This window comes from Nocardia vinacea NBRC 16497 (assembly GCF_000308835.1).
Lineage (GTDB): Bacteria > Actinomycetota > Actinomycetes > Mycobacteriales > Mycobacteriaceae > Nocardia > Nocardia vinacea.
Genome location: NZ_BAGN01000179.1, coordinates 1 through 21424, shown reverse-complemented (window position 1 = coordinate 21424; position 21424 = coordinate 1). Strand labels below are relative to the sequence as shown.

Sequence of the window (21424 nt, the reverse complement as noted above, 5' to 3'; positions counted from 1 at the left end):
ATTCCGCGCGCCGAGTTCCGGCGGGTTCCGGCCGCGAATGCCGGTGCCGTGCCGCACTATTCGGCGCGAGCGCCGACGCCCACCGGAAAGCCGACGATGACCATGCCCCGACCGCGCCGACGGCACCTGCGCATTTCCGCCGCCGCGGCGGCTCAGCTCATCCGGGCGACGACCGCGCGCGGCAGATGTGGCAGCACCACATCGATGAGCCGCCACGGCCACCCGGGAACGCAAGCGCGAATCTTCTCGCGCTCGATCGCCCGCACCATCGCCGCGACACCCTTCGTCAATGGCGCGACCATGCGCGCGTCACCCGCCTTCGCCGCCATATCGGTGGCGATGAATCCGGGAAGCAAGGTGGTCACCGCGATCGGTGAGTCGGCGAATTCGACCGTGAGCGCCTCACCGAGGGCGGCCAGTCCGGCCTTGCTCGCGGAATATGCGGCCTTCTTACCCGGCAAGCCACGCACCGCGCTCATCGACGACACCAGCACGAGGTGCCCTGATTCCTGGGCACGAAAGATCTCCAGCGCCGCCTCGGTCTGGGCGAGGGCGCTGACGAAATTGGTGGTGGCCGTGGCGATATTGGCATCCGCACGGCTGGTCCCGATCCGCGCACCCTTGCCGATGCCGGCATTGACGATCACCCGATCCACTCCGCCGAGTTCATCGCGCAGCTCCGCGAAAACCCGTGGGACGGCCGTGTGGTCATCGACGTCGAGCGCGCGGACCGCGACGGTAATGCCCGAGTGCGCGGCGGTGAGTTCGTCGCGCAGGGCCTCGAGCGCGTCCAGGCGTCGAGCGCATAGAGCCAGGTCACGACCCTTGGCGGCGAAATCCCGCGCCATGGCCGCACCGAGTCCGGCGCTGGCGCCGGTGATCAGGATTTTGCTCCGGGTCATGGTTGCGAACCATAGCGGTTACTGAACGCGAGTCGATATCCCGTGGGGTTCGACTCAGCCGCCGAATGAGCCCGTGCTCGGTGGCACCATGTGCCAGGCGCCGCAGTTCACCGTCTTGAAGGCGACATCGGTCGGCGCGATCTCGGCGCGTACCGGACTGTTCCTGGTGAAGTCGTTATTGATGATGTAGTGCTGATCGGTGTTATCGCCTTCGACCTTGCGCAGCCGCCGCCAGTCGCAGCCGACCGCCGGGTCGGGGGTGCCTTGGCCCTCCCAGGTACCGGGGAAGATATCGACGCCGACCAGGTAGACACCATCCTCGGTGATGGTGTTGCGGGGCTGGGCGGCCGCGGTGCCGGTGCCCAGCAGTGTCACGGTGGACGCCATCGCCCCCGCGATCACGAGCGTGCTTGCACGCATACTGCTGTCTCCTCGAATCGTGCTGTGGCCGCCACTGGCGGCTGACCTGCGGAGATCCCCGTATCTCCGGGGAGAAGGTCTACCAGACTCGTCGGTCGATTTCGGTGGAATCGACAGATTGCGGTCGGCCGTGATTCCACTCGCCCGGATTCTCGCGATATCTGTTGTATGAGTGGTATTTGTCCGGTGGTCGACGTCGCGGGCAGGCGGTCGACTTGCGGGGTGGCATGTGCTGGGCTTTGTACCGACGATGGGCTCGCCGCCGTGCTTGCCGCGGATCGGGCGCTACTACATTGGCGCGCCATGCGTGGACTCGGCGATTCGGGCCTCGCCGAACACGCCGTGCAGGAGACGCTGCTGCGTGCCTGGCGCTCGTGCGCAGGGTTCGACGAGCGCAAGGGCACGGTGCGCACCTGGCTGCTCGCCATCGAACGCAACGTCATGATCGATATCGCCCGCGCCCGCGCGTCCCGGCCCGCGGATACCAACTGGGACGAGATTACCGAGCTCAGCGATGTCCGCTTCGCGAATCCGGACTTCGCCGAGCGTCTCGTCGACGGTCTGCTCGTCGCCGATCTACTCGCCAGGCTGCCCGAATCGCAGCGCGCGGCGGTGGTGGAGGTGATCCTGCGGGATCGGGCCTATCAAGAGGTGGCCGATGACTTCGGCGTCCCGGTCGGCACGGTCAAGACCCGGGTGCACTATGCGCTGCGGTCGTTGCGTAGCTTGCCGATCGGGGCCTGAGCCCGCATCCGGTTGGCAATCCCCGTTTCACGGCGGCGTGAGCCGCTTTTTGGTCGTCTGATCAGCGGGAATGCGCTCGATCGCATCGATAACATTTCGATAACGTAGCTTGCTTTGCTGATGCTGACGTTGCCAGAGTGAACCACTGGGTTTGGTGTTACTAGTGGGAAGGGAGGGGTGCTCCGTCTCGGGGCACCGACACCGCACATGAAGCCAAGCATCATCAGGACCGGTATCTGCGGCGCCGTTACGGCCGCCGTGGTGGTGACGCTGTCGGGGCTGACCCCGGCCGCGATCGCCGATCCGGCATCGCCGGATATGTCCACGAAACTCGTAGGCAAGACGATATTCCTCGACCCGGGTCATCAGGGGCCCAACCACGCCGAGAACCTGGCGAAACAAGTGAGCAACGGTCGCGGTGGCACCAAGGACTGCCAGACCACCGGCATGACCACGGTCAACGGCGTGCCGGAGCACACCATCAACTGGAAGGTGGCCGACCTGGTCCGGGCCGCCCTCCAGGATCTGGGCGCCAACGTGGTGCTCAGCCGCCAGGACGATTCCGGATGGGGCGGCTGCGTCGATGACCGCGCGCGGGCCGCCAACGCCTCCGGCGCCGATGTCGCGGTGAGCATCCACGCCGATGGCGCACCGGCGCAGGACCGCGGCTTCCATCTGATCGTGCCGCAGCTGCCTATCCCGGATCCGAAGGCCGATCAGGTCCAGTCCGGGGCCGGGCTCGCGGCGACGAAGGCGGTGCGCGACGCGTATCTCGAGGCCGGATTCCCGGCCGCGAATTATGCGGGCGCACAGGACGGTCTGCAGTCCCGCGCGGATGTGGCCGGTCCGGCGCTGACCACCGTGCCGGATGTTTTCATCGAGATGGGCAATGGCGCCAATGTCGAGGACGCCGCACTGCTGGAGAGTCCGGAGGGGCAGGTCAAACACGCCCTTGCCATAACGGCCGGCCTGGTGGGCTTCCTGCTCGGCGCACCGCAGCAGGCGACGGCGGCACTGGGGACGGTTCCGGCGCAGACCGGGTCGGCCGATCGGCCTGCCTCGGCTCCGTTATCGGATACTCCGCAGGCAGAGTCGGTTCCGCAGGCTCCCGCCGCACAGCAGGTTCCTGGTGGAGCACAGGCTTCGGCTATCCCGCAGCCGCAAGCCGTTCCTGAGCCTGCGGTTGCGCCGAATTCCGCGGGGACGGTGCCGACCGCACCCGCATCATCGAATCCGCCGCAGGGCTATGCACCGGCACCTGGCTACGCAGAGGTGCCGAGCTCACCCGATCCGCAGACACCGGGATCGGCGCCGTCGCCCAGTAGTCCGCAGGCGGGTTCACCACAGGGCTACGGGCTCTCACCCAACACGCCGCAGTCGCAGGGTTACGGACTCGTGCCGAATAACCCGCAGTTGCCCGGTTTGGGGCAAACCCCCGGATCCCAGTTGTCGCCGGGCCAGACCGCGCCGAGCACGACGGGTACCCTGCCCGCCTTGGTCGGCACGATCATTCAGATGATGCTCCCGCTGGCGAGGTCCCTCGGTATGGACAACACCGTGATCACCTCGGAGCTGATCAACTTCGCCTACACCTTGGCCAGCACCCTGCTCGGCCCGACCAAGTAGCACGGCCGCCTGACTGTGGACATAGACACGAGTGGCCCGCATTCGTAACTACCGCGGAGCGAGTCTTACGAGCGACGTTCGTGGCCCGTCTCGCGTCCGCGCGCAGGCGCGGCCAATGAACGCAGCCGAGTCGTCGAGGCGCATACGACGTAGTCGTATGTCTCGACGACTCGGACGCGAGGCCTACCCGTCGCCCGACCACCACCCCTCATCGAATCGCTCCGCGATGCTGATATTCGGGGCCGCGAACACGCAGCGCCGCAGGCGCTGCCAATAGACTCAGCCGGGTGGCTGAGCGGATTCCTGTTCTGATAGTCGCCGGGTTCTTGGGGTCCGGGAAGACGACGCTGCTCAATCATCTGCTGCGCAATAACCGGGGTACGCGGATCGGGGTGGTGGTCAACGACTTCGGGGCCATCAATATCGATTCCATGCTGGTGGCCGGGCAGGTCGATGCGATGGTGTCGCTCGGCAACGGGTGCGTCTGCTGTGCGGTGGACGTCGGCGAACTCGACGACTTGTTCACCAAGCTCGCGCAGCCGCGTGCCAAGATCGACGTGATCGTGGTCGAGGCCAGTGGACTGGCCGAACCGCGCAATCTGATTCGGATGGTGGTCGGCAGCGAGAACCCGCGCATCCGCTATGGCGGTCTGGTCGAGGTGGTCGACGCCGAGCAGTTCCCGGACAGTCGTGAGCGTCATCCCGAACTCGCCACCCATCTGCGGCTGGCGGATCTGGTGGTGCTCAACAAGGCCGATCGGGTGCCGCAGGATCGGCTGGATGGGTTGCGGCAGGAGATCACCGAGCTGATCGGGCAGGTGCCGGTATACGCGACCACCCGTGGCCGCATCGACCCCGGCCTGCTCTTCGACGAGCCGCTGCGGGAAATCCCGCGGGTTGCCGAACAATTGAGCTTCGACGAACTCCTTCACGACGACCATGACCACCACGATCATGCCGATCTTTTCGAGCGACCTGCAAGCAGTCGCGACGGGCTGCACCGGCATCTACACGACGACTACACCAGCGTGTCCTTCACCAGCGACCGGGAATTGGATCCGCGCCGCCTGGTCGAATTCCTCGAGGATCCGCCGCCCGGCCTGTTCCGTGCCAAGGGTTTCGCCGCCTTCGGGGTCGCCGCCGAACGCCGCAAGTTCGTGCTGCACATGGTCGGTCGCCACATCGTCTTCGAACCGGACTCCTGGTCGCGCGGCGAATCGCGCACGACCCGATTGGTGCTGATCGGTGCGGGTCTGCGCGCCGAGACGGCACTGGCGCGGCTGCACGGTACCGTGCACACCGCCGCCGAACCGCTGGACCAGCAAGCCATGCTCGGCATCTGGCGCTACACCCCGCACTGACGCCGGGAAAGTTGGCGCGTTCTGCTCGAAGCTGGCGCGTTCGGTACTTGGCGCGGCGATCGCACGGACATAGAACTGAGACATTGCCCCCGCCGCGCGCGGCATGTGCGCAACGGAGCGAACGTGGCGCGCGCGGTGTCGGTTCGACCCAAGGACCGTGATCGACCGTATTTGTCTCTACGACCGATTGGAGAGTTCCGTGTCAGAGACTTGGGAGAGTGCTACCGCGTACGTGGTCGCCGCGCTGGAGGCCAAGGGCACCGCGACGCGTGACGATTTCGACGTGCCCGCCATCGTCGCCGCATCCCGAGATATTGCCGACAGCTGGGATTTTCGCGTTATCGAGGATGCGACATTCTGGCGCATCGCGGCGACCTTCCTGAAGGTCTGACCGGCCCGGCGTGACGGTAGGGGATGCGGCGCGTGGGGATGCGGCGGATCAGGCCGGTTGTTCCGATCGGTACATGAGCTGGGTCATGGATCGACGGCGGGTTGCCCGCCGCATCGAACCCACATCCGAATATCCGAGCAGTTCGGCTTGGTGTGTGCGGCTCAGCACAGCGCCTTCGGCGCTCGCCTGCGCGAGCCGGGCATTGCGCGCCCGCTCCAATTCCATCCGCCAGGTGGTGCCCGCCTCCATCAGCCGCCGCTGTAGCGTCCGCGGGCTGGTGGCGAGTCGGCGGGCCACCCGATCCAGCGATACCGCACCGTCCGCCAATGCCTCGGCCAGTGCGGTCGCTACTCGATCCGGCCATGCGGTCGCCAGGGGTGGCGGTGGCGGCAGGGCGTCGGCGAGCGGCTGGAGCACGGCAGCCAGTACCGGATCGCTGGTGGTCAGCGGCAGATTCATATCGCCGGCGCGGAAGGTCATCGCATCGACCGGTGCGCCGAATTCGATGGCGGGAGTGCCGAATACCTCGACAAAGGTGTCGATTTTGGCCGGTGCCTGCTGCCGCAATGCCACCCGCAACGGGACGAGCGGGATCCGAACCACACGCCGTGCCCGGCTGAGCACCGCCGCCAGGCCCCACACCTGGGTGAGGTCGCGGCCGCGGCCCTCGCCGTTGATCATGTCGAGGTAGAGCGTGACCTCGTGCTCGTTCTCGGCGATCAGTTCGAAGCGATGATTGGTGGTCACCGCGGAGACGTAGGGACCGCAGGTCGCCAGGCCCGCGCCGAGTGTCGGCGCGGTGGCGAACAGGTAGTCGTAGAGGCCGAAACTGTTGAGTTTGTACCGGCTGGCCACGTGCAACGCGACATTCGGATCGCGGAGCCCGTGTTCGCCCAGCTCCCAGAGTCGCGAGAAGGTGTGACTTGGCAGGTGTACGTCCTCGCCGACCATGGTCCATTCGGGTAGGCCGGTCTCGCGGATCAACCGATCGCGATCCAGCCCGGCATCCGTGAGCTGCGAGATGACGAATCTGTGCAGCAGTACCTGATCGGTTCCCAATGCGCCCCTCCTACCGCGGATCGACGTACCTGCGGGAGAACGCTATCCCGCGCCTATTGAATCGTCACTGAATTCGCGTCACAGTGTTGTTTCGGGTAACAACAGCAGGCGCTCGCGTCGCGGTTATTCACAGGCAATGGGGCTTTACCCGCAGGCGTTGACCCATTCCGAGAGTCCGTCGGCGAAGAGTTGGCGCTTCCAGATCGGCACTTCGTGTTTGATCCGATCCACCAATTCCGCACAGGTGGTGAATGCTTCGGCGCGGTGCGGGGCGGCGACCGCGACGACGATCGCGAGATCGCCGACGGTCAACTGACCGATTCGGTGGACGGCCGCGACCGGGAGTCCGGAGCGCTCGGCGAGTTCCGCACAGCAATTTCGCAGGAATCGTTCAGCTTCCGGATGCGCCGAATATTCCAAAGCGGAAACTGCTTGTCCGCCATCGTGATTGCGCACCTTGCCGGTGAAAACCACTACGGCGCCGTGCTCCGGTCCGGTTACCGCCGCCTCGACCGCCGCCGGATCCAGTGGCTGATCGCTGATACCGGCCAGGCGTACGGCCGCGAATTCACTTGTTGTCATGGTTGCCGCCTCCGGCTACTTGCGCGAGCAGATGATCCAGCAGCGGTTCGAGCACCGCCATACCGTCTTTGACGCCGCCGGGGGAGCCGGGCAGATTCACCACCACCGATCGACCCGCCAGTCCGGCCACGCCGCGACTGAGCGCGGCCAGTGGGAATTTCGCGGTGCCGCGTTGCCGAATCGCCTCTGCGACACCGGGTAATTCGCGATCCAGGACGGCCAGCGTCGCCTCGGGCGTCGCATCGGTCGGGGAGGCGCCGGTGCCGCCGGTGCTGATCACCAGCGACGGCTCGAACCGCAGCGCGTCGGCCAAGCCGATGTCGATTTCGGCGTCGGCGTAGATCAGCGGGCCGCGCACCGAGAAGCCGAGTCCGCCAAGCCATTCCGCGAGCACGGGACCGGTGGTGTCGACCCGGGTGCCGCACGCGGCTCTGGTGGAGGCGACCAGGACGACGGCGGAGAGTTGGTCGGATTCCGAGATCTGTTCCGGCGAAATGTCTTCCGTTGCCTCGGGTTCTTCGGCGAGCGTGGGGATGTCCATCGGGGCCTGCTCTGCGGGTCGCTCCCAATGTCCGTGTTTGCCACCCTCTTTGGTGAGCAACCGGACGCCGTTGAGCGTCGCCGCGGGATCGACCGCCTTGACCATGTCGTGCAGGGTGAGCCCGGCCACCGCCACCGCGGTCAGCGCTTCCATCTCGACGCCGGTGGGGCCCTTGGTTTTCGCGCTCGCCTCGATCGTGATGGTGTCTTCGGTGAAGCCGAATTCGACCTTCACCGAGGACAACGCCAGCTGATGGCACAGCGGAATGAGTTCGGAGGTTTTCTTCGCACCCGCGATACCGGCGATTCGCGCGGTCGAGAGCACATCGGCCTTCGGCATATCGTCGGCCCGCACCAGCGCGACCACTTCGGCGGTGGTCCGCAGCTCACCGGCCGCGACCGCGATCCGAGTGGTGTCGGACTTCGCGCTCACATCGACCATGCGGGCGCGACCTTCCCGGTCGACATGGGACAACTCACTCATAGCGACCACACTCGCACAGGTGCGCCGACCGGCAGCGAGGTGACCTCGGCGGGCACATCGATCAATACATCCGCCCAGGCCATGCCCGCGATGAGATGCGAACCGGGTCCGGAGGCGACCTCGACGGCCGTCGGCCTACGATGCAATCCGGGCGCCGCGGCGTCGTCGCGTACCAGTTGACCGCGCAGGAATTGGCGTCGTCCCTCGGGGGAGCGCACCGCATCGCGCAGCGGTACTTCGTAGATCTCCACCTCGGGCAGGCCCGCGATGCGGCGCAGCATCGGCCGCGCGAATACCTCGAACGACACCATGGTGCTCACCGGATTGCCGGGAAAGCTCAGCACCGGCACGCCGTCGACGACGGTAAGGCCTTGCGGCCCACCGGGTTGCACCGCGACCGAGCCGAATTCACCGCCCAGCGGTTGCAATACATCCTTGACCACCTCGAAGTCGCCCTTGGACACCCCGCCGGAGGTAAACACGATATCGGCGGATTTCGTTGCGGTAGAAAGCAATGCGCGGAATTTCGCCGGATCGTCGGTGCTGTGCTCCACCGACACGACGCCGACGCCGTTGGCGCTGAGCGCGGCCGCGAGCGCGATACCGTTGGAGTTGTAGATCTGGCCGGGACGCAATGGCGTTCCGGCGGCAACCAATTCGTCACCGGTGGTGATGACCGCCGCCCGAATAGGTTGGAATACCGGCACATTCGACAGTCCGACCGCGGCCAGCGCGGCAATGTGGCGGGGTGCCAGCGTGGTGCCCGCGCGAGCCAGCAGCGCACCGGTGCGCACATCGGTGCCCGGTTCGCGCACGAACTCACCCGCGGTGCGACCCCGCTCGACGGTCACCGTCGCGTCATCGCTGTGCACATCCTCCACCGGCACCACACAATCGGCGCCGGGCGGAATCGGCGCACCGGTCATCACCTTCATCGCGGCGCCGGGCGGCAACGGCGCCTGTCCGGCCGCACCCGCCGCGACCACACCGACCAGCGGCAGCGTCACCGGAGTGACCACCACCGATTCGGCACGCACCGCATAGCCGTCCATCGCCGAGTTGCGGAACACCGGCAGGTCGACCGGCGCGTGGATATCGTCGGCCAGCTGTCGGCCCAGCGCCGACGGTACCGCGACGGATTCGACCGCGCGGGCGGCCAGCGGGCGCAGCAGCGCCTCGATGGTGTCCCGGTAGGCGTCGACGGACCGGGCGGTGGCGGGCGGGCTGGGCCGGTGGCCACCGGAGGTGTCGGCACGCGAGGTCATACGGCCAGCCTAATCGCCCAGCAGTAGCGAGTTCTCTTGTCGTATCGCACGAACGCTCACCCGCTGAACTCGGGGTTTGTGAGCTCGAGATGGTGCGGTCCGCCCATGGGCACCACGTGCGGACCGGTCATAATGGACTTGTGACGCTGGTCGAGATGGGGATTCCCGCCGTGCGGTCCAGGCTGCCCTCACTCGATGGACGGCCCGACACGCCGTACCTGGTTGATCGATTCGGGCGCACCGCACGCGATCTGCGCGTATCGATCACCGAGAAGTGTTCGCTGCGATGTACCTACTGCATGCCCGAGGAGGGCCTGCCCGCGATTCCGCAGGACGAACTGCTGACGGTCGAGGAAATTGTGCGGCTCGTCACGCTCGCGGTGCGGGAATTGGGGGTGCGTGAGGTCAGGTTCACCGGTGGTGAGCCGCTGCTACGCCGCGACCTCGAGCGGATCATCGCGGGCTGTCACGAGCGGGTGCCCGAGGTCCCGCTGTCCATGACGACCAATGGCGTCGGACTCGCCCATCGGGCCCGCGGTCTCGCGGCCGCCGGGCTGAGCCGGGTGAATGTCTCACTGGATACCGTGGATCGGCTCGGCTTCGCCCGCCTGACCCGCCGCGATCGGCTCGAATCCGTTTTCGCGGGTATCCGCGCGGCCAGGGATGCCGGACTGGCGCCGATGAAGATCAATGCCGTACTGATGCGCGACACTCTCGCCGGTGCGCCGGATCTGCTGCGCTGGTGTCTGGACGAGGGCTGTGAACTGCGGTTCATCGAGGAGATGCCGCTGGACGCCGATCACGAATGGGCCCGCGCCAATATGGTGACCGCGGCCGAACTGCTCGACGTGCTCGGTACCCGGTTCACGCTGACCGAGGTCGGCCGATCGGATCCCGCCGCCCCGGCGGAGAAGTGGCTCGTCGACGGCGGTCCGGCGGCGGTCGGCATCATCGCCACGGTGACCCGCAAATTCTGCGACACCTGCGATCGGACCCGGCTCACCGCCGACGGCATGCTGCGGTCGTGCCTGTTCAGCGATCAGGAATTCGATGTGCGCCGAGCACTGCGGACGGGCGCAGACGACCAGGAGATCGCGACCATCTGGCGCGGCGCCATGTGGAACAAATGGGCGGGACACGGAATAGATGCCGAGGATTTCGTCCCGCCGGAACGCACGATGGGAGCCATCGGTGGTTGAGATCCGCTACTTCGCCGCGATTGCCGATGTCGTCGGCAAGGACCGGGAGACCCTGGACTTTCCGGCCGACGCCACCGTCGCCGACCTGCGCACCACCCTCGCCGAGTGCTACGGTCCCGACCTCGACAAGATGCTCGCCGTCTGTGCCTACCTCGTCGGCGACGAACTCACCCGCGACCCGTCGGTCGCACTGACCCCGCGCGTCGATGTCCTGCCACCCTTCGCGGGCGGCTGACGGTGTGCGTGGGCACGTAGGCGCTCGTCGACCGGGCTAGCATCTGCGCCAATACAGTTCGCCGGACCGGATCAGGAGTCGCGTCGATATGTCCCAGTCGTCGAATCAGGTACCTGCGCAGCACCCCGCGGTGGTGCGGTTCCACGAAGTGCGGGGCGGGAGTCTGCAACTGCGGGTGGCGGACTGGATCACGAAGTTCGCCGGGTCGATGCGGTTCGTCTACATCCACGCCATCGGTTTCGCTATCTGGATGATCTGGGCCGAACAGAGTCCATGGCCGACGCTGACCCTGGTCGTCTCCCTGGAGGCGATATTCCTGTCCACCTTCGTGATGATCGGCCAGAATCGGCAGGCCGAGTTCCAGCAGATGAAGGCCGATCACGACTTCAACGAGCAGGAGTTGGAGCTCAAGACCAATACCGAACTGACCAGGGCGATCCACGAGATGACCAAGGAACTGCATCGCAGGCTGCTGGAGACTCCGGACCGGAAGTAGTCAGCGCCACCAGGTATCGAGCGGCGTGACCGGGACGGTGCGCTTGTGGCGAGTGTTCAGGAAGATCGTCTCGAGCTTCTGGGCGACCTCGGGCGTGACGTCCTCGCCCTCCAGATAGTCATCGATCTCGCTGTAGCGCAGGCCGAGCGCCTCCTCGTCGGGCAGGGCCGGGCGATCGTCCTCGAGATCGGCGGTCGGCACCTTGGACCAGATGCTCGACGGTGCGCCGAGTTCCTGCAGCAGCGCCGCGCCCTGGCGCTTGGTGAGGCCGGTCAGCGGCGTGATGTCGACGCCGCCGTCGCCGAATTTGGTGAAGAAGCCGGTGACCGCCTCGGCCGCGTGATCGGTGCCGACGACGAGCATATTTTCCTGACCGGCGATGGCGTACTGGGTCACCATGCGTTCGCGGGCCTTGACATTGCCGCGCACGAAATCGCGCAGCTTATCGGTCTGCAGCGCCGAGGCCACCTCGGCGGCAACGGCATTGGCGCCGGGGCGGATATTTACCACCACCGAGCGGTCGGGCTGGATGAACCGCAGGGCGATCCGAGCATCGGCCTCGTCGGCCTGCACACCGTAGGGCAGTCGCACCGCGAGGAAGGCGGCGTCAGCGCCGTCGGCACGCAGTTCCTCGACCGCGAGCTGGCACAGTCGTCCGGTCAGCGCGCTGTCCTGACCACCGCTGATGCCGAGTACGAAACCTCGTGCGGGACTTGCGCTCAGATAGTCCTTGAGGAAATCGACCCGGCGCCGCACTTCGAGCTTCGGTTCGATATTCGACTGGACGCCCAACTCGGCGATGATCTGTTCACGCAGGTTCCCCATGACGCATCACTCTACTGGCCGCGCCGAGATGACAACCCGCCGAACGAACGCCTCCCAGTTGTCGCCGATCTGACATCGGTCGTAACCGAGGACATGCATCTGATGCATCACCAATGCGGCGCCGAGCAGGCCGAGCAGACCATCGGCGACCAGTACGACATCGCCGTCGATCCGCGCCTGCCGCAGCAGCATCGTCACGTGCGCGCGCAGCAGTCCGTAGGGTGGGCCGGTGAAGCGGTCGCCCGCCTCGCCGATTTCCGCGGCGCGATGCAGTTCGCCCGCGACCTCGATATCGAGTAGCCGGGCCCGGCCGAAGGCGACCAGTCGCTCCACCGCCGGTGCACCGGGTCCCATCGGCGGCGGTCCGAACATGAACTCTTCCTGGAACTTTCGCTCGGCGTGGTCCAAGAGCGCGCGCAGCAGCCCCGACCTGCTGCCGAACCGTCGGAAGACGGTGCCCTTGCCGACGCCGGCTCGCTTGGCGAGCGCGTCCATCGTGAGGCTGTCCACACCTTGTTCGCGCACGATCTCCTGCGCCGCGTCCAGGAGTAACTGGCGGTTGCGCGCGGCATCGGCGCGTTCGTGATTTCCGGGCAGGGGCGCACCGACACCGAGCAGCGGTCGCTCGGGCATCATTCCGTCCGGCATGGATGTGCTGTAGCTCACAGGCCTCTCGCGGTTCTCCCGGGAATGGAATCGGACCATGGTCCGGTTAGTGTAGGCAGAAGTTCGGACACCACATTCAGTACACCAGGAGACGCCATGACCCAGACTCGGATCCTTACTCTTGTCGGCAGCCTTCGGGTCGCATCGATCAACCGCAGGCTCGCCGAGGCCGCGGTGCAGACCGCGCCGGAGGGTGTCGAGATCACCATCTACGAAGGCCTCGCCGATATCCCGTTCTATAACGAGGATCTCGACGTGCCCGGCTCTGTGCCCGCCGCCGCGCAGGCGCTGCGTGACGCGGTCGCCGTATCCGACGGTCTGCTCCTGGTGACGCCCGAATACAACGGCAGCATCCCCGCCGTACTGAAGAACGCCATCGACTGGGCCTCGCGTCCGTATGGCGCAGGCGCGCTCAAGGATCGACCGGTCGCGGTGGTCAGTGGTTCGATCAGCCCGAATGCGGCCAAGTGGGCGCACGGCGATGTGGTCAAGGCGCTCGGCGTCGCGGGCGCCCGGGTTGTCGAGACCGCTCACCTGCACTTCGCCGGCTTCGGTGAGCGGTTCGCCGAGTCGCATCCGCGCGACGATGCCGAGGCGCTGACGCAGCTCGGCGCGACCGTGCACGAACTGGTTCAGGCGACCGGCGAACTGGTGTCCGCCTAAGCGTCGAGTCCTACCGGCAGGGTCGCCCCCGGGCTCCATCCGTGGAGTGCGGGGGCGGCCCTTTTTCGTTCGCCGAAAGAAGTTTGCTGGAAGGGCGCTACGGTACGAAATTGTGATCTGCGCCACTGTTGTGTCGGGTTGCGAATCGAGCGTCCAGGTACTTACCGCTTGGGAATTTCATCTTTGTGACTCGCAACATGTCGTGTTTTATGACTCTGTCGGCCACTAGGTGTAGTGTCTTCGGTACTGGAAGACGGGATGAGATCAGCTTCGGCCGCGAGCGGCTGAGCAGGGGTTTCAGGTACGGCTCCAGGAGTTTGCGCAGCGTAGTCGGATCAAAGCGCCGCTAGCGACTGCTTGCAGGTCGCTCGCAACGGTCAGCATACGGATCACAGGCTGTGGATCAGGCATAGGAGAGAGGGACATCAATGACCATCACCGTGTACACCAAGCCCGCTTGCGTCCAGTGCAATGCCACCTACAAGGCGCTCGACAAGGCCGGGGTGGACTACGAAGTCATCGACATCTCCGAGAACGACGAGGCGCGTGACTACGTCATGGCGCTGGGTTACCTGCAGGCTCCGGTCGTCGTCGCCGGTGAGGACCACTGGTCCGGCTTCCGGCCCGACCGCATCAAGTCGCTCGCGACTGTGGCGGCCTGATCGCCTGCTTTCCGGTGTATCCGATGGAAGGGGGAGGAGGTGGCCATGTCTACAGGGGCAGCGCTGGTCTACTTCTCCAGTGCCTCGGAGAATACGCACCGTTTCGTCGAGAAGCTGGGACTCCCGGCGACTCGCATACCACTGCACACCGCTGACTCGCTGCGCGTAGACGAACCATTCGTGCTGATCGTCCCCACTTACGGGGGCGGTCGGCACGTACTGGGGGGAAACAGATCCGATAAGGATTTCGTGCCGCGGCAGGTCGCCAAGTTCCTCAACGATCCGCACAACCGTGCGCTGCTGCGCGGCGTCGTCGCGGCGGGCAACACGAACTTCGGCGATACCTATTGCTATGCGGGCGAGGTGATCTCGCGTAAGTGCGGGGTGCCCTACCTGTATCGCTTCGAACTCATGGGAACCGCTGAGGACGTCGAGCGCGTCCGAGAGGGATTGGGATTGTTTTGGCAACAGCAACAACAGCACCGACCGGCAAAACGGCTCGCTTAGAGCAGCCCCCGGTCCGTACCGCCGAGGCGGGCGAGGTCATGGATTACCACGCCCTCAACGCGATGCTGAACCTATACGGTGCCGACGGCAAGATCCAGTTCGACAAGGACCGTGAGGCCGCGCACCAGTACTTCCTGCAGCACGTCAACCAGAACACCGTCTTCTTCCACAATCTGGACGAGAAGTTGGACTACCTGGTCGACGAGAACTATTACGAGGCAGAGGTTCTCGAGCAGTACAGCCGCGCGTTCATCAAGACGCTGTTCAAACAGGCCTACGCCAAGAAGTTCCGGTTCCCGACCTTCCTCGGCGCGTTCAAGTACTACACCTCCTACACGCTCAAGACCTTCGACGGTAAGCGCTACCTGGAGCGGTTCGAGGACCGGGTTTGCATGGTGGCGCTGACGCTGGCGGCCGGTGACGAGGTGCTCGCGGGCAAGCTGGTCGACGAGATCATCGACGGGCGCTTTCAGCCCGCCACCCCGACCTTCCTCAACTCGGGTAAGAAGCAGCGCGGCGAACCGGTGTCTTGCTTCCTGCTGCGCATCGAGGACAACATGGAGTCGATCGGGCGCTCCATCAACTCGGCGCTGCAGCTGTCCAAGCGCGGTGGCGGAGTCGCCCTGCTGCTCACCAATATTCGTGAGCACGGTGCGCCGATCAAGAAGATCGAGAACCAGAGCTCGGGTGTCATCCCGATCATGAAGCTGCTCGAGGATTCGTTCTCCTACGCCAACCAGCTCGGTGCGCGACAGGGTGCGGGCGCGGTGTATCTGCATGCGCACCACCCGGACATCTACCGGTTCCTGGATACCAAGCGGGAGAACGCGGACGAGAAGATCCGCATCAAGACACTGTCCCTGGGTGTGGTGATCCCGGACATCACCTTCGAACTGGCGAAGAAGAACGAGGATATGTACCTCTTCTCGCCGTACGACGTGGAGCGCATCTACGGAGTGCCGTTCGCCGATATCAATGTCACCGAGAAGTACTACGAGATGGTCGACGACAAGCGCATCCGCAAGTCGAAGATCAAGGCGCGCGAGTTCTTCCAGACCATTGCCGAGCTGCAGTTCGAATCCGGTTACCCGTACATCATGTTCGAGGACACGGTGAACCGGGCCAATCCGATCGCGGGCAAGATCACGCACTCGAATCTGTGCTCGGAGATCCTGCAGGTGTCGACACCGTCGCTGTTCAACGACGATCTTTCCTATGCCAAGGTGGGCAAGGACATTTCGTGCAATCTCGGCTCGTTGAACATCGCCAAGACGATGGATTCACCCGACTTCGCGCGGACCATCGAGGTGGCGATCCGGGCGCTGACCGCGGTATCGGATCAGACGCATATCTACTCGGTGCCCTCGATCGAGCAGGGCAACAACGAATCCCACGCGATCGGCCTCGGCCAGATGAACCTGCACGGGTATCTGGCCCGTGAGCGGGTGCACTACGGGTCCGAAGAGGGTATCGACTTCACCAATATCTACTTCTATACCGTGGTGTACCACGCGATTCGGGCCTCGAACCTGATCGCGAAGGAGCGCGGCGCATACTTCGGCGGCTTCCCCGAATCCAAGTACGCCTCCGGTGAGTACTTCGACAAGTACACCGATCAGGTGTGGGAGCCGAAGACCGAACGGATCGCGCAGCTGTTCGCCGATGCGGGCGTGCACATTCCGACCCAGGACGATTGGCGTGAGCTGAAGGCCTCGGTCATGGAGTACGGCATCTACAATCAGAACCTGCAGGCCGTCCCGCCGACCGGCTCGATCTCCTACATCAACCACTCCACCAGCTCGATCCACCCGGTGGCGTCGAAGATCGAGATCCGCAAGGAAGGCAAGATCGGCCGCGTCTACTACCCGGCGCCCTACCTCGACAACGACAACCTCGAGTACTACGACGACGCCTACGAAATCGGCTACGAGAAGATCATCGACACCTACGCCGCCGCCACCCAGCACGTGGACCAGGGCCTGTCGCTGACCCTCTTCTTCAAGGACACCGCCACCACCCGCGACCTCAACCGCGCCCAGATCTACGCCTGGCGCAAGGGCATCAAAACCCTCTACTACATCCGCCTGCGTCAAATGGCTTTGGAGGGAACCGAAGTCGAGGGCTGCGTCTCCTGCATGCTGTAGTCGATGTCCGAAAGGGGCGGTCCGGCGTTGCGCGACCGCCTCTTTCGGCTCTCCTGGCTGGAGTCGTGAGCTGATCGCCGATCATTGTGTCAGCGGTCCCAGTGGTGGGAAGTCCGAGGTCCGCAGGCGCGGCGGCCTGCGGACCTCGAGCGGTTACCGCAGGGCTGGGGCTATTTCGCGTTCGAAGAGGTCGATTCCGCTGGTGTCGTAGGCGGCTTCGGGGAAGTTGAAGATGGCGTAGCCGAGGCCGAGGTCACCGACGGCGGACAGGCGCTCGGTGATCTGTTCGGGGGTGCCGACGGCGGGGGAGGTGTGGAGTATGCCGTCGACGAAGGATTTGGCCTGTTCGTCGCTGATCACCGTGGCCAAGCGGGCCTGCAGGGCCGAAAGGCGTTGTGCTACTTCGGCTTCGGTGGATCCAATGACCGCGTTGAAGTTCGAGGAGCGCACGATGGCATCGAAATCGGTGCCCACCTCGGCGCAGTGCGCGCGCAGGATCTCGGACTTGTGGGTGAATTCCTCGGGTGCGCCACTGAAGTTGGTGTATTGGGCGTACTTTGCCGCGATTCGCAGCGTTTTCTTCTCACCACCGCCCGCGACCCAGATCGGAATACCGCCTTCCTGCAATGGAAGTGGCCGCACGATCGCACCATCGACCTGGTAGTACCTACCGTCCAGCGTGGCTTTGCCCTCGGTCCAAGCTTGGCGGAAGATCTGTATGCCCTCGTCGAGCCGCCCGAGCCGCTCACCCGCCGACGGAAACCCGTAACCGTAAGCGCGCCACTCGTGTTCGTACCAGCCGCCGCCGATACCCATCTCGACCCGGCCGCCGGAGATCAGATCCGTGGTCGCGGCGACCTTGGCCAGATATGCCGGATTGCGGTAGCTGATCGCGGTACACATCTGCCCCAGCCGAATGCGTGATGTGGTGGCCGCGAACGCCGCCATCAGCGTCCACGCCTCGTGCGTCGCCTCCTCGGTCGGCGCCGGCACCGTGTGGAAGTGGTCGTACACCCATAGCGATTCCCAGGTATCTCCGGCATCCGCCCGCTGGGCGAGATCGCGCATCACCCCCCACTGCGCCGCCGGGTCGATATCGACCAAATCCAGCCGCCACCCCTGTGGAATGAAGATGCCGAAGCGCACAGATCTCTCCTTCGTATGTTTTCACCGAACTTAGGGGATGGCAGCCGGCGGAGCCGGCGGGGTGGGTAAGTTCAGCCGCAACGATCCTCGCGGGCCTCCCATAATTGGTGCAGAGTTCGGCTCGGCCTGCGTCGAATCTCCTGCTGGCCGGAAAATTCGTTGGCGGCGCGGTGCGCTCCGGGTCATGCTGAAGGTCGATGAACAAAGAAAGACAACAGCGACTCGGCATCGACTTCGGCCGGGTCATCCAGGGGGCGGCCTTCGCGACGGGCGCTGCGGACACCGTATTTCTATCGGGGGGAATCGAGCAGGCGCTGGCATCGCCGCCGAGTGCCGACGCGTTCGAGGTATTGGCGCGGTTGGTGCGCCGGTTCGACGGCCAGGCATGGGTCATCTCGAAATGCGGGCCCCGGGTTCAGGAGCGCACCCTGCAGTGGCTCGACCACCACGAGTTCTACGCCCGGACGGGCGTGCCGAAGGGCAATGTGCGGTTCTGCCGGGCAAGGGCGGATAAGGCGAAGCACTGCGCGGAATTGGGGATCACGCACATGATCGACGACCGCCTGGAGGTGCATCAGGCCCTGCGTGATCTCGTACCGCATCTGTATCTGTTCGGTGTGCAGGAGGCGCCGGTACCAGAGTGGATGGAGCACACGCCGACCTGGCCCGATGTCGAGATCGCCGTCGGCGCCACGTTGACATCCTGACACCGGATGTGGGTCCGGTCATATTCGAGCCAGATATCGTCGGTCTTTACGCGATTCGAGTGTGAACACCCGCGTCACCGCATGTATCCTTCAACCGGAAGCTGTGCGGTCGGCCCGATCCGGGCGCCGCATTCGAGAAATCCGCAGTGGTGACGGCCTGTGGCGGCGTTGAGGAGGTGGGGTTGCGATGCGCAGCGAACCTCCCAGTCGAAGGCCGCGCGGCGCCGCCCCTTCGTAAAACCGTCCTGTAGTTGTCGGTCCCGGGGTTGGTGCCCGCGGTGTGACTTCGTTTTTCGATTCACTCGCTTACTTGCCGTGTGCTGAGGACCTCCCATGTCGCAGACCGATCTCATCGAAGCACGTCCGACGCTGTCCGCCTCCCTGCAGGACATCGTGGACACCCATCGTGTCGACGCCGCACTCGACTGGCTCGACAACCAACAGCCGCATGTCATAGCGGATGAACTCGCACGCATGGACGCCGTCCAGGCGGGCGTCGCCTTCCGTCTCCTCGACAAGGATCTGGCGCTCGCCGTCTTCGAGGAGCTCGAACCCGTTGACCAGCAACAGATTCTGGAGGGGCTGCGTGATCAGAGCTTCCGCGATCTGGTCGAGGCGATGGATCCCGACGACCGCGCCAGGATGCTGCGCGAGGCGCCGGCCAAGGTCGCCAAGAAGGTGTTGGCCGGACTGAGCGCGCGCGAACGCCGGATGACCGCTTCGTTGCTCGGCTATCCGGAGGGTTCGGTCGGGCTGTACATGACGCCGGAAGTCGTTGCGCTGCCGCGCAATCTGAGCGTGCCCGACGCACTGCAGACGGTACGGATCAAGGGCATCAATGCCGAAACGGTGTACACGCTGCCCGTCGTCGACGCCGGTCGCCGACTCACCGGGATTGTCGAACTGCGTGAGCTCGTACTGAGCCGTCCCGAGACCATGGTGTCGGATCTGGTCGTCACCGAACCGACATTCGTGCGCGCGACCGACTCCGCCGAGAAGGCGGCGCGGCTGATGCGCGAAACCAATGTCATCAATCTGCCGGTCGTCGACAGCGAGGACCGGCTGGTCGGACTGCTCACCATCGATGACGCCGTAGAGGTCATCGAGGCCGCCGACAGTGAGGACGTCGCCAAGCAGGCGGGTTCGGCACCGTGGGAGGGCCACTATATGGCGGCCAAGGTGTTCCAGCTGGCCCGCTACCGCGCACTGTGGTTGCTGCTGTTGCTGTTCGCGGCCACCTTGACGGTCAGCGTCACCGATTTCTTCGAGGGCACCCTGCAGCAGGCGGCGCACTTGGCGCTGTTCATCCCGCTGCTCATCGGCGCGGGCGGGAATGCGGGTGCGCAGGCGGCGACCGCATGTGTGCGTGCGCTGGCCGTCGGCGAGGTGCGCGGCTCCGACCTGTTCAAGGTGATCTGGCGCGAATGCCGTGTCGGCCTGGTGCTCGGCACCATGCTGGCCACCGCGGGCGTCGCCATCGGCGCGCTGTTCGTCGATCCGGGCACCGCACTGGTCGTCGGCATCACCCTGGTGATCATCTGCGGCTGGGCCGCGACCATCGGCGGCACCATGCCATTGCTCGCCAAGCGATTCCGCATCGATCCGGCGGTCGTCTCGGCCCCGATGGTCACCACCCTGGTCGACGCCACCGGCCTCATCATCTACTTCACCACCGCCAAACTGGTCCTCGGCATCTGAGGCGAAGACAGAAATCCGGCTCGGTCCCTGCGGACCGAGCCGGATTTCATTGTGGGCGTGGGGGTTTCAGAACTCCCAGTCTTCGTCTTCGGTATTGACGGCCTTACCGATGACGTAACTGGAGCCGGAGCCGGAGAAGAAGTCGTGGTTCTCGTCGGCGTTGGGGGACAGGGCCGAGAGGATGGCCGGGTTGACTTCGGTTTCGTCCTTGGGGAACAAGCCTTCGTAGCCGAGGTTCATCAGTGCTTTGTTGGCGTTGTAGCGCAGGAACTTCTTGACGTCCTCGGTGAGGCCGACCTCGTCGTAGAGATCCTGGGTGTATTCGACCTCGTTGTCGTAGAGCTCGAAGAGCAGCTCGAAGGTGTAGTTCTTGAGGTCGTCGCGTTCGGCCTGGCTGAGCAGTTCCAGACCCTTCTGGTACTTGTAACCGATGTAGTAGCCGTGCACCGCTTCGTCGCGGATGATCAGGCGGATCAGGTCGGCGGTGTTGGTGAGCTTGGCCCGCGAGGACCAGTACATCGGCAGGTAGAAGCCGGAGTAGAACAGGAAGCTCTCCAGCAGGGTGGAGGCCACCTTGCGCTTGAGCGGATCGTCGCCGCGGTAGTACTCCAGCACGATCTCGGCCTTGCGCTGCAAGTTTCGGTTCTCTTCCGACCAGCGGAACGCGTCATCGATCTCGCGGGTGGAGCACAGCGTGGAGAAGATCGAGCTGTAGCTCTTGGCGTGCACCGACTCCATGAACGCGATATTGGTGAGCACCGCCTCCTCGTGCGGCGTCACGGCGTCCGGGATCAGGCTCACCGCGCCGACCGTGCCCTGGATCGTGTCCAGCAGCGTCAGGCCGGTGAAGACCCGCATGGTCAGTTGCTTCTCGTCGGCGGTGAGGGTGTTCCACGACGGGATGTCGTTGGACACCGGCACCTTCTCGGGCAGCCAGAAGTTGCCGGTCAGGCGATCCCAGACCTCGGCATCCTTCTCGTCGGGCACCCGATTCCAGTTGATGGCCGACACCCGATCGATCAGTTTCATCCTGCCTCCACACCCTTCCCGAGCACGCTGCCGTCACGGAATTGCTACGCCCTGAACACTACTCCTTGGGGGT

Annotated in this window: 23 protein-coding genes; 13 read left to right on the top strand and 10 right to left on the bottom strand. The window is 65.0% G+C overall.

Annotation, left to right across the window (positions count from 1 at the left end; genetic code table 11):
- Nucleotides 1-152: 152 nt before the first annotated feature.
- Together ON44_RS24115 and ON44_RS24110 are read right to left on the bottom strand one after the other, a co-directional pair.
- Nucleotides 153-902, bottom strand: a complete 750-nt coding sequence (locus ON44_RS24115) for an SDR family oxidoreductase (protein ID WP_040693970.1) — start codon at nt 900-902, stop codon at nt 153-155.
- A gap of 54 nt (nt 903-956) precedes the next feature.
- The gene (locus ON44_RS24110) at nt 957-1322 is read right to left on the bottom strand and encodes an Rv1352/Rv1906c domain-containing protein (protein WP_040693967.1); all 366 of its coding nucleotides are present in this window, start codon (nt 1320-1322) and stop codon (nt 957-959) included.
- Between the two features lie 168 nt (nt 1323-1490).
- Here ON44_RS24110 and ON44_RS24105 point away from each other — a divergent pair, with 168 nt between their 5' ends.
- The 4 genes from ON44_RS24105 to ON44_RS24090 all read left to right on the top strand — a co-directional run bounded on the left by ON44_RS24105 (nt 1491) and on the right by ON44_RS24090 (nt 5444).
- Entirely contained in the window at nt 1491-2066 is a 576-nt protein-coding gene (locus ON44_RS24105; protein ID WP_051182384.1) for a sigma-70 family RNA polymerase sigma factor, read from the top strand.
- Nucleotides 2067-2273: 207 nt separating this feature from the next.
- Nucleotides 2274-3692 (top strand): N-acetylmuramoyl-L-alanine amidase, encoded by a 1419-nt coding sequence (locus ON44_RS24100; RefSeq protein ID WP_040693962.1) that lies wholly within the window; start codon nt 2274-2276, stop codon nt 3690-3692.
- 287 nt (nt 3693-3979) lie between these two features.
- Nucleotides 3980-5053, top strand: coding sequence for a CobW family GTP-binding protein (locus ON44_RS24095; RefSeq protein ID WP_040693960.1), 1074 nt, complete (start codon nt 3980-3982; stop codon nt 5051-5053).
- 199 nt (nt 5054-5252) lie between these two features.
- The gene (locus ON44_RS24090; protein WP_040693978.1) at nt 5253-5444 is read left to right on the top strand and encodes a hypothetical protein; all 192 of its coding nucleotides are present in this window, start codon (nt 5253-5255) and stop codon (nt 5442-5444) included.
- Nucleotides 5445-5492: 48 nt separating this feature from the next.
- Here the strand turns inward: ON44_RS24090 and ON44_RS24085 are convergent, their stop codons facing one another.
- The 4 genes from ON44_RS24085 to ON44_RS24070 all read right to left on the bottom strand — a co-directional run bounded on the left by ON44_RS24085 (nt 5493) and on the right by ON44_RS24070 (nt 9374).
- Entirely contained in the window at nt 5493-6503 is a 1011-nt protein-coding gene (locus ON44_RS24085) for an AraC family transcriptional regulator (protein WP_040693957.1), read from the bottom strand.
- Between the two features lie 144 nt (nt 6504-6647).
- A complete protein-coding gene (locus ON44_RS24080; protein ID WP_040693954.1) occupies nt 6648-7085 on the bottom strand; it encodes a molybdenum cofactor biosynthesis protein MoaE in 438 nt (145 codons plus the stop codon).
- On the bottom strand, nt 7072-8109 hold the full coding sequence (gene moaCB, locus ON44_RS24075) for a bifunctional molybdenum cofactor biosynthesis protein MoaC/MoaB (protein WP_040693952.1): 1038 nt from the start codon (nt 8107-8109) through the stop codon (nt 7072-7074). The genes ON44_RS24080 and moaCB overlap by 14 nt, the downstream gene beginning before the upstream one ends.
- Nucleotides 8106-9374, bottom strand: a complete 1269-nt coding sequence (locus tag ON44_RS24070) for a molybdopterin molybdotransferase MoeA (protein WP_051182383.1) — start codon at nt 9372-9374, stop codon at nt 8106-8108. The genes moaCB and ON44_RS24070 overlap by 4 nt, the downstream gene beginning before the upstream one ends.
- 155 nt (nt 9375-9529) lie before the next feature.
- Between ON44_RS24070 and moaA the strand changes: the two genes are divergently transcribed.
- From moaA to ON44_RS24055, 3 genes are all read left to right on the top strand, one after another.
- Complete coding sequence (gene moaA, locus ON44_RS24065) at nt 9530-10573, top strand: GTP 3',8-cyclase MoaA (RefSeq protein ID WP_085998609.1); 1044 nt, start codon at nt 9530-9532, stop codon at nt 10571-10573.
- Nucleotides 10566-10808 carry a MoaD/ThiS family protein gene (locus ON44_RS24060; RefSeq protein WP_040693948.1) on the top strand — a complete coding sequence of 81 codons (243 nt, stop codon included), beginning with the start codon at nt 10566-10568 and terminating at the stop codon, nt 10806-10808. Before moaA ends, ON44_RS24060 begins: the two co-directional genes overlap by 8 nt.
- A gap of 88 nt (nt 10809-10896) precedes the next feature.
- Nucleotides 10897-11304: a DUF1003 domain-containing protein gene (locus tag ON44_RS24055; RefSeq protein WP_040693947.1), complete on the top strand. Its 408-nt coding sequence runs from the start codon at nt 10897-10899 to the stop codon at nt 11302-11304.
- Here the strand turns inward: ON44_RS24055 and nadE are convergent, their stop codons facing one another.
- Complete coding sequence (gene nadE, locus ON44_RS24050) at nt 11305-12129, bottom strand: NAD(+) synthase (RefSeq protein WP_040693944.1); 825 nt, start codon at nt 12127-12129, stop codon at nt 11305-11307.
- A 6-nt stretch (nt 12130-12135) separates the two neighbouring features.
- Nucleotides 12136-12762, bottom strand: coding sequence for a TetR/AcrR family transcriptional regulator (locus ON44_RS24045; RefSeq protein ID WP_040693974.1), 627 nt, complete (start codon nt 12760-12762; stop codon nt 12136-12138).
- Nucleotides 12763-12891: 129 nt separating this feature from the next.
- Between ON44_RS24045 and ON44_RS24040 the strand changes: the two genes are divergently transcribed.
- The 4 genes from ON44_RS24040 (at nt 12892) to nrdE (ending at nt 16771) form a co-directional block, all read left to right on the top strand.
- Entirely contained in the window at nt 12892-13458 is a 567-nt protein-coding gene (locus ON44_RS24040; protein WP_040693943.1) for an NAD(P)H-dependent oxidoreductase, read from the top strand.
- 428 nt (nt 13459-13886) lie between these two features.
- Nucleotides 13887-14120, top strand: a complete 234-nt coding sequence (locus ON44_RS24035) for a redoxin NrdH (RefSeq protein ID WP_040693941.1) — start codon at nt 13887-13889, stop codon at nt 14118-14120.
- A 45-nt stretch (nt 14121-14165) separates the two neighbouring features.
- Nucleotides 14166-14627 (top strand): class Ib ribonucleoside-diphosphate reductase assembly flavoprotein NrdI, encoded by a 462-nt coding sequence (gene nrdI, locus ON44_RS24030; RefSeq protein ID WP_040693940.1) that lies wholly within the window; start codon nt 14166-14168, stop codon nt 14625-14627.
- 38 nt (nt 14628-14665) lie between these two features.
- Nucleotides 14666-16771 (top strand): class 1b ribonucleoside-diphosphate reductase subunit alpha, encoded by a 2106-nt coding sequence (gene nrdE / locus ON44_RS24025; RefSeq protein WP_040693939.1) that lies wholly within the window; start codon nt 14666-14668, stop codon nt 16769-16771.
- A gap of 153 nt (nt 16772-16924) precedes the next feature.
- Here nrdE and ON44_RS24020 read toward each other — a convergent pair whose 3' ends face one another.
- Nucleotides 16925-17917, bottom strand: a complete 993-nt coding sequence (locus ON44_RS24020) for an LLM class F420-dependent oxidoreductase (RefSeq protein WP_040693937.1) — start codon at nt 17915-17917, stop codon at nt 16925-16927.
- Between the two features lie 197 nt (nt 17918-18114).
- Between ON44_RS24020 and ON44_RS24015 the strand changes: the two genes are divergently transcribed.
- Together ON44_RS24015 and mgtE are read left to right on the top strand one after the other, a co-directional pair.
- Entirely contained in the window at nt 18115-18624 is a 510-nt protein-coding gene (locus tag ON44_RS24015) for a hypothetical protein (protein WP_040693933.1), read from the top strand.
- Nucleotides 18625-18957: 333 nt separating this feature from the next.
- Nucleotides 18958-20322: a magnesium transporter gene (mgtE, locus tag ON44_RS24010; RefSeq protein ID WP_040693931.1), complete on the top strand. Its 1365-nt coding sequence runs from the start codon at nt 18958-18960 to the stop codon at nt 20320-20322.
- A gap of 66 nt (nt 20323-20388) precedes the next feature.
- On the opposite strand, the gene nrdF is transcribed toward mgtE, so the two are convergent.
- Entirely contained in the window at nt 20389-21351 is a 963-nt protein-coding gene (gene nrdF, locus ON44_RS24005; RefSeq protein ID WP_040693928.1) for a class 1b ribonucleoside-diphosphate reductase subunit beta, read from the bottom strand.
- Between the last annotated feature and the right edge of the window lie 73 nt (nt 21352-21424).